General features: G+C 37.3%; 10 protein-coding genes and 1 pseudogene. 8 read left to right on the top strand and 3 right to left on the bottom strand.

What is annotated here, in order from left to right:
- Positions 1-3 precede the first annotated feature (3 nt).
- The 5 genes from ASG31_RS10530 (at position 4) to ASG31_RS10510 (ending at position 7,355) form a co-directional block, all read left to right on the top strand.
- On the top strand, positions 4-828 hold the full coding sequence (locus tag ASG31_RS10530; protein ID WP_056031870.1) for a S1 RNA-binding domain-containing protein: 825 nt from the start codon (positions 4-6) through the stop codon (positions 826-828).
- Positions 829-977: 149 nt separating this feature from the next.
- On the top strand, positions 978-1,571 hold the full coding sequence (locus tag ASG31_RS10525; protein ID WP_056031867.1) for a TetR/AcrR family transcriptional regulator: 594 nt from the start codon (positions 978-980) through the stop codon (positions 1,569-1,571).
- Between the two features lie 86 nt (positions 1,572-1,657).
- The gene (locus ASG31_RS10520; RefSeq protein ID WP_056031864.1) at positions 1,658-3,010 is read left to right on the top strand and encodes a TolC family protein; all 1,353 of its coding nucleotides are present in this window, start codon (positions 1,658-1,660) and stop codon (positions 3,008-3,010) included.
- Positions 3,011-3,094: 84 nt separating this feature from the next.
- Positions 3,095-4,156 (top strand): efflux RND transporter periplasmic adaptor subunit, encoded by a 1,062-nt coding sequence (locus tag ASG31_RS10515; protein ID WP_056031861.1) that lies wholly within the window; start codon positions 3,095-3,097, stop codon positions 4,154-4,156.
- Between the two features lie 7 nt (positions 4,157-4,163).
- A complete protein-coding gene (locus ASG31_RS10510) occupies positions 4,164-7,355 on the top strand; it encodes an efflux RND transporter permease subunit (RefSeq protein ID WP_056031858.1) in 3,192 nt (1,063 codons plus the stop codon).
- A gap of 275 nt (positions 7,356-7,630) precedes the next feature.
- Here the strand turns inward: ASG31_RS10510 and ASG31_RS10505 are convergent, their stop codons facing one another.
- The 3 genes from ASG31_RS10505 to ASG31_RS10495 all read right to left on the bottom strand — a co-directional run bounded on the left by ASG31_RS10505 (position 7,631) and on the right by ASG31_RS10495 (position 9,740).
- Complete coding sequence (locus ASG31_RS10505; RefSeq protein WP_056031854.1) at positions 7,631-8,077, bottom strand: KTSC domain-containing protein; 447 nt, start codon at positions 8,075-8,077, stop codon at positions 7,631-7,633.
- 79 nt (positions 8,078-8,156) lie between these two features.
- A complete protein-coding gene (locus ASG31_RS10500; protein WP_056031850.1) occupies positions 8,157-9,077 on the bottom strand; it encodes a hypothetical protein in 921 nt (306 codons plus the stop codon).
- A gap of 246 nt (positions 9,078-9,323) precedes the next feature.
- Entirely contained in the window at positions 9,324-9,740 is a 417-nt protein-coding gene (locus tag ASG31_RS10495; RefSeq protein ID WP_056031847.1) for a winged helix-turn-helix transcriptional regulator, read from the bottom strand.
- A gap of 152 nt (positions 9,741-9,892) precedes the next feature.
- Between ASG31_RS10495 and ASG31_RS10490 the strand changes: the two genes are divergently transcribed.
- From ASG31_RS10490 to ASG31_RS10480, 3 genes and pseudogenes are all read left to right on the top strand, one after another.
- Entirely contained in the window at positions 9,893-10,939 is a 1,047-nt protein-coding gene (locus ASG31_RS10490) for an alkene reductase (RefSeq protein ID WP_262483847.1), read from the top strand.
- Between the two features lie 131 nt (positions 10,940-11,070).
- Complete coding sequence (locus tag ASG31_RS10485; protein WP_056031843.1) at positions 11,071-11,775, top strand: SDR family oxidoreductase; 705 nt, start codon at positions 11,071-11,073, stop codon at positions 11,773-11,775.
- Positions 11,776-11,936: 161 nt separating this feature from the next.
- Positions 11,937-12,695 (top strand): annotated as a pseudogene (locus ASG31_RS10480) (SDR family NAD(P)-dependent oxidoreductase).
- Positions 12,696-12,710 lie beyond the last annotated feature (15 nt).

The raw sequence follows: 12,710 nt of genomic DNA, 5'->3' as shown, positions 1-12,710 counted from the left end.
TCAATGCAACTCGGAAAAACCCAGACTTTAAAAATTTCAGAAAAAAATCATTCAGGATGGATGCTTGAATCAGAAACCGGCAAAACGGCTTTTCTGTCCAAAGTTTTTATCCGTGAAGAAAAAGAAATTGGTGATGAGGTTGAAGTTTTTGTTTTTCAGGATGATCATAAGTTAAAGGCAACAACAGAAATTCCTTTGGCTGAAGTTGGCGAATTTGCCGTGATGAGCTGTGTGGAAAGCCTTCCGACAGGCGCGTTTATGGATTGGGGAATCATCAAAGACCTTTTTATTCCGTATAAACAGCAGAAAACAAAAATTCTTGAGGGAAAAAGATATCTGGTTTACCTTTATGTTGATGAAGATCTGGATTTAATTACCGGAACTACAAAATTCAAACGAAATCCTCAGTATGAAAATTTACCTTTCCAGAAAGGTGATAAGGTAGATTTAATCATGATGAACGAAAGCGAACTGGGCTGGAATGTGGTCATCAATAAAAAATACATCGGGCTGATTTACGCTTCTGATGTTTTCAAAAAATTATATCCTTTATCAGAAGAAAGCGGTTTCATCAAAGACATCCGTGAAGATGGAAAGATTGATATTTCATTACAGCCTCAGGGTTTTGAAAATATTGACGAGTTTAAACAGAAAATTTTGGATAAACTGGAAGAAAATTACGGTCTGCTTCACCTTTCAGACAAATCTACACCTGAAGAAATTAAAGATGAACTGCAGATGAGCAAAAAGAACTTTAAAAAGGCACTTGGCGGTCTGTACAAAGATAAAATCGTCGAAATAATGGATGAAAAAATCAGATTAATTTAAAAAAACTTTTCCATAAAAAATAGTGGTCCGGGCAATACGTCCGGACCTTTTTTATGATAATTATCACAGAAAATATATTAATTATTTTGTTTAACAATTTTGTCAAAACAATTGATTGAATTAAATTTGCACAAAATTGTTTAACAAAAATGTCAAAACAAGAAAAAAAAGATCAAACTCAGGAGTTAATAAAAGAAACTGCAAAGAATCTATTCTTCGTGCAGGGAAAGTTTGCTGCTACAACGCAGGAAATTGCCGATGAAGCCGGCGTAAACAGGACGCTGATTAATTACTATTTCCGCTCCAGAGATAATCTTCTTCAGATTATTTTTGATGAAGCGCACCGGGTTGAAAAAGAAAAATCTGAATTGATCATGAATTCTGATCTTCCATTCAAAGAAAAAATTTCAAACTTTATCGATGGCAGCCTCCAGACGAGCCTGCAGTACCCATATCTGGAAACCTACATCGTATCACAGATCAACAGCGGAAGTTGCCATAAAAAGGATGTAGAAGAAGAAGATCTGAAAAAGATGTATCGCGAGATTGAAGCAGAAATGGAATTGGGAAACATAGAAAAGATGGCCCCTGTGCAGTTTGTACTCAATATGATCTCTCTCCTCGTTTTTCCAAGTGCTGTGCGGCCTTTATTTTTAGAAAACATGATGATAGAGGAAGAAGAGTTTAATCTTCTGATTGCAGACAGAAAAGATATTATCATGAATATTCTTTTTAAAAAATAATTAAAAACTGTTAAAGTATTTTAAAACCTGAACCGTCCCTAAGGGATAACACAATAACATTAAGAAAATAAACGAAGTAATAAATTATGATTAGAAAACTTGTAACTGCAAAAAAGCTAAAAATTGGGATAGCTGCAGCATTTATGATTTTCGGCTCTACATCTGTATTTGCACAGCAGCAGATCTCTTTGCAGGAAGCCATCAGACAGGCTCTTCAGAACAAAGCAGAAGCAAAAAAGGCGGCATTGCAGATTAAAAAAGCAGAAGCAAAAATCGATGAGGCAAGAGCTGGTGCTTTACCTCAGATCAGCGTGACAGCGGGTCTTACGTATAATCCCGTAATTCAGGAGTCTTTACTTGAATTTGGTGGCGAGAGAATCCGTGCGAAACTGGGACAGCCGTGGCAGACCAATGCAACAGCTCAGGTACAGCAGGCAATTTTTGACCAGAGAGTTTTTACAGGCCTTAAAGCTGCAAAATCTACAAGAGAATTTTATGTTTTAAACGCTCAGCTTACAAACGAGCAGATCATAGAAAACGTTGCTACAGCCTATTATCAGGTTTTTGTGCAGGAAGAAAATCTTGAAACCGTCAATCAGAGCTATGTAAATACAGAAAAAGTAAGAAACGTAATTAAAAGCCTGGTAGATAACGGACTGGCAAAAAAAATCGATTTAGACAGAACCAATGTTCAGTTAACCAATATCGGATCAAACAAGCAGACGCTCATCAACAGTGTGGAACTTTCTAAAAATTCTCTGAAATTCTACATGGGAATTCCAATGGAAACCGATATAACGCTTGAAGAAAAAACAATTGAACCAAGACCGGAACTTTTAGCTTCAAACGTAGATTTAACAAGCCGTTCCGAAGTGAAAGTTCTTCAGAAAAACAGAGAACTTCTGGTATTCAACAAAAAAGCTACGGAAGCATATCTGTATCCAACAGTGAATCTGGTTGCCAACTATGGTTGGGGTGCTACGGGTGCGAAGTTTCCTTTAACAAACGGTTTGCAGAACGGTGTACTTTGGAGTGATTTTTCTGCTGTAGGTTTAAATATCAACATCCCGATCTTTACCGGTGGTGCCACAAAGTCTAAAATTGCTCAGGCTCAGTTTGATATTGACGATTTAGATCTGGATATAGAAAATACAGAACTTCAGCTGAGTCTTGATTATAAAAATGCCATTACCAATATGGAAAATTCTTTAATCAATATCGAAAGCATGAAAAATAATGTGGAGCTTGCCGAAAAAGTACAGAAAGATACTCAGTCTAACTACCAGTACGGTCTTGCAACACTCACCGAAGTTTTGGATACCGAAAATGCCTTAACACAGGCGAAGCAGAACTACGCAAACGCCTTGCTGGACTACAAACAGGCTGAAATTAAATTATTTAAAGCTAAAGGAGAACTAAACACTTTACAAAACCCGTAATTGAAATGAAACCGCTGCCAGTTGATTCAGAAAGAAAAAATCAGACTGCTGCATTTCACTTTTAAATTCAATAAATAACTTCAAATGAAAAAAACTTTAATATATATCATCGTAGCAGCTGTACTTGTAGGTCTGGCTGCCTGGAAAATTACCGACAACAAAAAGAAACAGCAAACTGAAGTAAAAGAAGTTGCAAAACAGGTTGACAAGATCAACGTGAATGTGGTAACGGTTTCCAGAGAAAATATTAACACAGATTATTCTGCAAACGGAACATTTATCCCAAAACAGGAATCTAACCAGTCTTCTGAAATTTCCGGGCGTATTGTGAGCGTTTTGGTGAAAGAAGGTTCAAGGGTAGGAGCAGGGCAGACTTTGGCAACCATTAAAAGGGACGCAATTGAAGTAGATGTTACGCAGGCTCAAAACAATTTGCAGAACGCAATTGCAGATAACCAGCGTTACGAAAATGCTTTCAAAACCGGTGGCGTTACCAAGCAGCAGCTGGACAATTCAAGATTACAGGTGAAAAATGCTCAGGCTGCAGTGAGAGCTCAGGGCGTAAAAGTAAATGATACCAGCATCAGAGCGGGAATCAGCGGAATTATCAACAAAAAAATGGTGGAGCCGGGAATGGTGGTATCGCCGGGAACTGCTTTATTTGAAATTGTTAATATCAACTCTTTAAAGCTTTCAGTTTTGGTGGACGAAAGCCAGATTGGAAGAATCCAGCTGGGGCAGGAAGTTGCTATCAATGTCAATGTTTTGCCTGAAGAATCTTTCAGCGGAAGAATCACATTTATAGCTCCAAAAAGTGATGCGTCTTTAAATTTTCCTGTAGAAATTGAAGTTCAGAACAGAGGAAACTTAAAAGCAGGTATGTACGCAACGGCTTTATTTAAAACTAATAACGGCGCCGAAACTCAGAATATGCTGACAGTTCCGGCAGAAGCCTTTGCAAATGGGGTTAGCTCAGGTCAAATCTTTATCGTTCAAAACGGAACAGCTAAAATGATCACTGTAAAAACCGGTAAAGTATACGGCGATAAAGTACAGATCATCAGCGGACTGAAAGGTGGTGAGCAGGTAATTACCAGCGGACAGATCAACCTTGATAACGGTTCAAAAATCAATATCGTAAAGTAACAGAAGAATGAAGTTAGCAGAAATATCCATCAAAAGACCGTCCCTTGTAATCGTATTGTTTACGATTCTTACGTTGGGAGGTTTATTAAGTTACTCCATGATGGGGTACGAGTTGATTCCGAAGTTTGAAACCAATATGGTGACAATTTCTACGGTGTATCCCGGTGCTTCACCTTCTGAGGTGGAAACTTCGGTGACGCGGAAGATTGAAGATGCCGTAGGTTCTCTGGAAAACGTAAAAAAAGTAGAATCTTCTTCTTACGAAAGTTTATCTGTAATCATGGTTCAGCTGAACACAGGAGCTGATGTAAATTATGCTTTAAATGATGCTCAGAGAAAGGTAAATGCTATTTTGGCAGACCTTCCGGAAGATGCAGATCCGCCGTCGCTGCAGAAATTCTCTCTGGATGATTTGCCTATCATGACTTTGAGTATCTCAAGTGATAAACTGAACAGCAAAGAACTTTACGATCTTTTAGATAAAAAAGTAGAACCGGTATTCTCCCGTGTAAACGGTGTGGCTCAGGTTGACCTTGTGGGTGGGCAGGAGAGAGAAATTCAGGTAAATTTAGATGAAAAGAAAATGCAGGGTTACGGTGTTGCCATTGCAGACGTTCAGCAGGCGATTCTTTCTTCCAACTTAGATTTCCCTACAGGAGCTTTAAAGACACGAACTTCAAGATCTACCATCAGACTTTCTGGTAAATACAGAGACATTGCCGAAATGAACAGTCTTGTAGTATCAAACAAAAACGGAGCTCAGGTTCGTCTGTCTGATATTGCAACCGTCTTTGATACTCAGAAAGATATTGAAAAGGTAGCGAGATTTAACCAAAATCCTACCATTTTACTTCAGATTAAAAAACAGTCTGATGCCAATGCAGTATCAGTTTCTGAAGCGGTACAGAAGACTATTGAGCAGGTTCAGACCAATTATAAAGTTCAGGGATTGAAAGTGGCCACTGTGGATGACAGTACAAACTTTACCCTCGAAGCCGCAGACCACGTAATCTTCGATTTATTTCTTGCGATTATCTTGGTGGCGGTGGTGATGTTATTATTCCTTCACAACATCAGAAACGCATTTATTGTAATGGTTTCAATTCCGGTATCGTTGATTGCAACGGTGATTGGAATGTATTTGATGGGATATACCTTAAACCTGATGAGTTTATTGGGACTTTCATTGGTTGTAGGTATTCTTGTGGATGATGCAATTGTGGTGCTGGAGAACGTTTACCGTCACATGGAGATGGGAAAAAGCAGAATCCGTGCAGCTTATGACGGAGCTTCCGAGATTGGATTTACGGTTACAGCGATCACGATGGTAATTGTCGTAGTATTCTTACCGATTGCGATGAGTTCTGGTTTGGTTTCAGACATCTTAGCACAGTTTTGTGTCACGGTAGTTATTGCAACACTTTTTTCATTATTGGCTTCATTTACAATTATTCCATGGTTGTCTTCAAGATTTGGAAAACTGGTGCATTTGTCTGGAAAAAATCCTTTCGAGAAATTTATTCTCTGGTTTGAAAAGCAATTAGATAAATTCACAGCATGGATTACAGGAATTCTTGAATGGGTCCTAAAAACCGGTCTTAGAAGAGTGCTGACCGTTTTTCTTACGTTTGTACTTCTGATTGTTGTTTCAGTAGGATTAATGAGTGGCGGATTTATAGGTGGTGAATTTTTCCCGAAAATGGACAGAGGTCAGTTCCTTGTTCAGATGGAATTGCCTAAAGATGCTTCCGTTGAAAAAACCAACCAATTGACTTTACAGGTTGAAAAATACCTGAGAGAGGATAAAGATGTTGTGGATATGATTACGACAGTAGGTCAGCAGTCATCAGGTTTTGGTGGTGCGCAGGCTACTTTGTACCAGTCAGAAATTCAGGTAATTTTGGTGGATAAATCTGAGCGTAACGAAAGTACAGATATTAAATCCGCTAAAATCAAAAGAGCTTTAGAAGAAAAGTTCACCGGTGTTGAATTCAAAACTGCACCAATCGGTTTGATGGGAGCAGATGCGGCACCAATTGAAATGGTGGTTACCGCTCCGGATAATGCAACAGCAAACAAAGAAGCCAACAGAATTCTTGCTTTGCTTAAAAAAGTACCGGGAGCTGTAGATGCAGAGTTATCTTCAGACTCAGGAAACCCTGAAGTTCAGGTGAATATAGACAGAGATAAAATGTCTTCTTTAGGCTTAAATCTTTCAAGTGTAGGACAGACGATGCAGACCGCATTCAGTGGTAATACAGACGGAAAATTCAGAGCCGGAGAATATGAATATGACATCAACATCCGTTTTGGAGATGCCAACAGACAGTCGATTGACGATGTAAGAAACCTGGTATTTACCAATCCTTCAGGCGAACAGATCAGACTGAGCCAGTTTGCTGAGGTGAAAATGGGTTCAGGACCAAGTTTGCTGGAGCGTAGAGACAAAACTGCTTCCGTGAAAGTAAAATCAAAAGTGGTGGGCCGTGCAATGGGTGATGTTGCGAATGAATGGGCAGACCAGTTTATGAACAACGAAAAAACAAAACCAGCCGGAGTAAATTACATCTGGAGTGGAGATATGGAAAACCAGACCGAAGGGATGGGTACTTTAGGAATTGCTTTGGCAGCAGCTATTGTATTGGTTTATCTGGTAATGGTTTCACTTTATGATTCATTTGTATATCCGTTTGTGGTCTTGTTCTCAATTCCTCTGGCATTAATCGGGGTAATGCTGATTCTTGCCATTACAGGAAACACCATCAATATCTTTACGATGCTCGGAATGATTATGTTGATTGGTTTGGTGGCGAAAAACGCGATTATGATTGTCGATTTTGCCAATATGAGAAAAGCTGCGGGAGCAAATACGCACGACGCTTTGATTCAGGCTAACCACGCCCGTCTCCGACCGATTTTGATGACCACGATTGCGATGATCTTTGGTATGATCCCAATTGCGATTGCAAAAGGAGCAGGAGCCGAGATGAACAACGGTCTTGCCTGGGTAATCATCGGTGGTTTAACATCGTCATTATTCCTTACCTTGATTATTGTGCCTACTGTATATTCACTATTTGATTCTTTATTGAGAAGAATGGGTAAAAATGAAAAAGTAGATTATGATGCTGAAATGAAAGCTGAGTACGAAGCTAAAGAACTGAGTGAAGACGGCTACACCCCGAAACACATAGATTAATATAACAACCTTAATTAACCTGAAAGCGCATCAATTTATTGATGCGTTTTTTTTGTCATTGCGATGAGCAAAGCGAAGAAGCAATCTCAAAAATAAGCAGGATCTCTGTCATCCCGTAGGGATCTAGACACGAATCTTTCCATGCTATTCCTAAACAAGTTTGTTTAGATCCCTTCGGGATGACAAAGTGGACGCTACTTTGGTGAACTTTATTTTATCAAACAAAAAAAGGCTTCCAGAATAAACTGAAAGCCTTTGCTTATTATATAGAAAAATTAATCTGCCATTACTTCACCGGACTTTCTAAAAATAAAATTTCCGTAGATATGTCTTCTTGCAAAACGGCTCGGCGAATCTGAATTCACCATTTTGATATACGTGTTTCTTGGAACTCCGATGTATTCAAACATTTTTCCGTTCAAATGCTGAACTTTAAGGATTGATTTCTCAAGATAAAAATCAGTAATTATCGAAGTGGTAATCGTTTCCGTGTATTCTTCTTTATATTTTTCCTGTGTTTCAGGGTTGATGCTTACCAAAAAATGATAGGCTTCAATCACAGATTTACTTTTTTCTTCCGCTTCCAGTTTCCCTTCTTCATTATTCACAAATTTATCAGGATGCGTATCTTTCATCGCATTTCTGTATATCGTTTTTAAATCTTTCAAAGTAGCAGTATTGTCTACCTCAAGAAGTTTTCTGTAATCGCCAATTTTTTTCATAACGTACAATCCTTATTTCGGGGTGCAAAATTAGTCTTTTTAATTTTAAAAACCGTAAGTTTTTGATTATTAATTTGTTTTAATCATAAATATATAAACTTGTCAATTCTATTTTGTTATCTACAGAGATAATTTCAACTTTACTCAGCAGTTTTTGATCGTTATATGAAAATCTTATTTTTATATTTCCTCTGATTCCTGAGTAATCAGGTTTTGAAATTTCTAATATTTTATCTTCGGCATCAAATATAAAGGTAACTTTACCTATACTCGTGCATACTTCTGAAATCTTAAAATCGTAATCTGGCCATAATCTAATATAGTCATAATCGTACTCATTATGATACTGACGATATTCATCCCATACTAACCTCTCATTGTCATAAGAAGTAATTTTTATAGGATTTTTATCTAAGTAATAATAATGGTAAATATTTTGACTTTTTTTATATTTTTCAGGGACAATAGTTTTTACTATCCTTTGCCTTTCATCATATTTGAAGTATTTCTTTAAATCTGTGGTCCATTTAGCTTTGGTTTCCCATCTTTCTTCCCCTAATAACTCACCTTCATTCGTTTTTTCAACTTTGGTTTTTATCCCTTTTTCAAATTTTTTTAAAGTAATAGAAATAAGTTGTTTTAAACTGTTATACTTGAAAGTGCTGTGGGATTTATTAATAGAATTAGGAAATTTTGTTTCAATTTTGACAAGTAAATTTTCGTTATAAACAAAGTTTGCTATATGATCATGGACAAAAGTCAGTTTGGAAGTTTTATAATTAATAGTTGACTCATAAATTTTATAACCTCTTTCGTTAAATTTTACGATTTTGCTCACTTTTCCACTTAAGCTATCACCAGCTAAAAATTGATAGATTTTATAATCTTTCTTAGATACGTTATATTTATCAAAATCGTAATCAGAACTGTCAAAAATAAAGTCCTGTGTATATGCGTAAAGTGAAGAGAATGTTAAAAGTGTAATTAAGAATTTAGACATATAAAAATCAGATTTGATAAGATTTTGACTGATAATGATATAAAAATGTTTTACGCTAAAGATAAATAAACTTGAACCCAGTTAAAGCAAAAAAAAGCAGGAGTTTAACCATTGCTTTCGTAAATCAAATTGAATTTAATTAAAAAGTCTTTTCCTTTTTAGACTCCGCATACATTTTCCTAGGAGATTTCACCATTGCAATCTTTGCCTTCTTTTTCATCCAAATTACGGGTTTCAAAGGAAAAATCACAAAACCTCCCGCTTCAACTCCCCAATTTTCTCCTTAATAAACCCCGCTTTATCCTTTTTCACCGCATTCAAAATCATCTTCTGACTTTCAGGAATTTCAGAATATTTTTCTGCCCACAGATTGATTTCTATCAGCAAAGGAAGCAGATTAATGCCTTTTTCTGTGAGCTTATATAAAACTTTTGCCTTACTGTCAGGGTGATCCTGCTTGCTGATAATGCCATTTTCCTCAAGCATTAAAAGTCTTGAAGCCAGAATGTTGGTCGCTATTTTCTCGTCAGATTTTAAAAATTCTCCGTAAGTACTCTGTTTTTTGAACATCAGATCTCTTACAATGAGCAGTGACCATTTGTCTCCCCATACGTCTAATGAGCTGCTGATAGGGCAGTCTGATCTCTTTTTTGAACTCGACATACAATTATTTTTAAATAATTAAATAAAACCACTTGCGTTTTAAAAGTAATTTTATAGATTTGTACTTGCAAAACGCAAGCAAATTTACCGAATTAAATTTAAAATACAATGGAAAACATTCTTTTTGATGCCTACAAAAGCAAAACTTAGATCTGAAAAACCGTATCGTAATGGCTCCAATGACCCGAAGCCGTTCAGATAATCAAGAACATAAAGCAACTGAACTCACCGCAAAGTACTACCAGCAGAGAGCTACCGCAGGTCTGATTATCACTGAAGGCACTTTCATCAGTCCGCAAGCCGTCGGCGTAATCAACGTACCGGCAATATACAGTTCAGCACAAATCGAAGGCTGGAAATTGATCTCGGAAGCTGTTCACAAAGAAGGAGGCAAAATTTTTGCGCAGCTTTGGCATACAGGTGCATATTCTCATCCGGATTTGCATAACGGCAAAAAACCTTTGGCTCCGTCCAACGTGAATCCTCAACAACAGGTTTTTACAGCTCAGGGTTTTCAGACAAGTGAAGAGCCTCAGCCGATGACTGTTGCAGATATCAAACAAACAGTTACCGATTTCAAACAGGCTGCAATCAATGCTTTTGAAGCAGGGTTTGATGGAGTAGAGCTTCACGGTGCAAATGGTTATTTGATTCAGCAGTTTTTCAGCAAAAATTCCAATCTCCGCACCGATGAGTACGGTGGTTCGGTAGAAAACAGAGCGAGAATTCTTTTCGAAATTCTGGATGCTATCAAAGAATTTGCAGATTTAAAAAAAGTTGCAGTTCGCTTAAACCCTTCTCTCAACGGAATTATGGGGATTTTAGTAGATGATGAAACCATTGAACTCTATAATCAGATCGTCAACCGTCTGAACGATTACAATTTGGCTTATTTACATTTGATAGAGCCTTTTACAGACGTTTCGGGTAATTCAAATGCTGTTCAGGAAGTCGCAAAGCATTTCCGCAAAATCTACAACGGTACTATCATTATCAACCGAGGCTTCAACAAAGAAACTGCCACCAAAGTTTTACAGGATGGCGACGTAGATTTGGTTTCTTTCGGAACTCCTTTCATTGCCAATGCCGATCTGGTAGAACGTTTCAAGACCAATTCACCACTCAATCAGCCGGATCAGGCGACTTTTTACACGCCTGGCGAAAAGGGTTATACCGATTACCCTGCTCTGAACAATTAAAATAATTTGGGCGAACGGCCGGGCTTTCCGCTGTATCTTTTGTTCCGCTGCCGCTGCACAAAAGGATGCCGCTGCAATCCCTGTCGCAAAGTCTATCATCATAACAACAGATTTTATTTAAAACAAAAAATATGAAAACAAAAGGAAATACAGTATTCATAAGTGGCGGAAGTGCCGGAATTGGTTTGGCCATGGCAAAAAAACTGAGCGCAGAAGGCAACAGGATAATCATCAACGGAAGAAATCAAGAACGTCTTCAAAATGCATTAAAAGAGTTGGGCAATGCTGTAGCAATTCAGGGTGATCTATCCGTTGAAGCAGACAGATTACGCATCGCAGAACATTTAAAAAACAATCATCCGGAAGTCAACATCATCATCAATAATGCAGGTGCTGCAATTGCCTATATGCTGAATGAAACTCAAAACGCTCACGAAAAAGCAGCTGTTGAAATGAATACCAATTATTTCAGCGTTATTCATTTCACAGAACTTTTGCTTCCTCATTTAGTCCAAAAAACGGAAGCAGCGGTAATTAATATTTCATCAATTGCAGTTTTTGGAAGCCACAAAATGTTACCAACTTACGGCGCAACAAAAGCGGCTTTACACAGTTACACGCAAGCATTAAGACAAACTTATGAAGGGCAGGGAAATGTTCAGATTTATGAAGTATATCCACCATTAGTCAATACAGATTTCTCTGCAGAAATCGGTGGAGCTAACGGAATTCCGCCTTCTGAAGTTGCTGAAGAATTATTTTTGGCACTGTCAAAAAATCAGTTTGATGTTCCGGTTGGCGATTCTAAACAGTTTTTTGCAAAAGGATTAGCTTAAAAAAATTAAGAAAGAATTTTCGAATAAATTAACCACAAAAGACACAAAAGAAAGCTTAAATGAATCTTCAGAAAGACCAAAAAAGCTGGAGTTTAAAACAGTTTTATTTTTTTGAACTTTAAAATTTACCAACAGAGTATTTTAACTTTTAAAATTTAATCATGCAATTAAAAGGAAAAATCGTCACTGGCGGTGCTTCAGGAATTGATCTGGAAGCCGCAATACAGTTTTTGGAATTAGGCGCAAAAGTCATCGTTACAGGAAGAAATCAGGAAAGACTTGATGCTGCAAAAAGTCTGCTTCCAAATCTCAATGCTATTAAAAGTGATGTGTCAAACCAAGACGATGTAAATCTGCTTTTCAACGCCATTTCAGAATTGAGTGGATTTGATATTTTGTAAAATAATGCTGCGGTATTGGCTTCTCCGTTGAATTTGGGTGTTGCAAATAACAAACATATCGAAAATGCAGCCTACGAAATAGATGTCAATTACTTGGGAGTCATCAGATTAAATAATATCTTTATGGATAAGTTGAAATCCAGAAAAGAAGCTGCGTTTATCAACATCACATCCAACTTCTGTATTATTCCTTCATTAATTGAAGCAACGTATTCATCTTCAAAAGTGGCATTGGCATTTTATACAGTTTCGCTTCTGGAACATTTAAAAATTGCGGGAAGTACAGTGAAAGTTTTCGACCTTATTCCACCGCATGTGGCTACAGAAATGACTTCTGAAAGAAATGATAAAAAAATATCGACGGAAGAATTTGTTAAAGGTCTGATCAAAGGATTAACAAAAAATCAGAACTTAATTCGTGTGGGAGATGCGAAAATTGTGGACTTTATCAAAAGGCTTTTTCCAAAAACAGCTTTCAGACCCATCAATCCGAAAAAAGCAAATGAAATTCTTGAATAAAACTTCAAATTATAA

This window comes from Chryseobacterium sp. Leaf404 (assembly GCF_001424145.1).
In the GTDB taxonomy this organism is placed as follows: Bacteria; Bacteroidota; Bacteroidia; order Flavobacteriales; family Weeksellaceae; genus Chryseobacterium.
This window is presented reverse-complemented; position numbering and strand designations above follow the sequence as displayed.

Excerpts from the sequence above, each read along its gene's own strand:
- ASG31_RS10485 (WP_056031843.1), top strand. The coding sequence starts at position 11,071 with ATGAAAACAAAAGGAAATACAGTATTCATAAGTGGCGGAAGTGCCGGA.
- ASG31_RS10515 (WP_056031861.1), top strand. The coding sequence starts at position 3,095 with ATGAAAAAAACTTTAATATATATCATCGTAGCAGCTGTACTTGTAGGT.
- ASG31_RS10530 (WP_056031870.1), top strand. The coding sequence starts at position 4 with ATGCAACTCGGAAAAACCCAGACTTTAAAAATTTCAGAAAAAAATCAT.
- ASG31_RS10520 (WP_056031864.1), top strand. The coding sequence starts at position 1,658 with ATGATTAGAAAACTTGTAACTGCAAAAAAGCTAAAAATTGGGATAGCT.
- ASG31_RS10510 (WP_056031858.1), top strand. The coding sequence starts at position 4,164 with ATGAAGTTAGCAGAAATATCCATCAAAAGACCGTCCCTTGTAATCGTA.
- ASG31_RS10525 (WP_056031867.1), top strand. The coding sequence starts at position 978 with ATGTCAAAACAAGAAAAAAAAGATCAAACTCAGGAGTTAATAAAAGAA.
- ASG31_RS10500 (WP_056031850.1), bottom strand. The coding sequence starts at position 9,077 with ATGTCTAAATTCTTAATTACACTTTTAACATTCTCTTCACTTTACGCA.
- ASG31_RS10505 (WP_056031854.1), bottom strand. The coding sequence starts at position 8,077 with ATGAAAAAAATTGGCGATTACAGAAAACTTCTTGAGGTAGACAATACT.
- ASG31_RS10495 (WP_056031847.1), bottom strand. The coding sequence starts at position 9,740 with ATGTCGAGTTCAAAAAAGAGATCAGACTGCCCTATCAGCAGCTCATTA.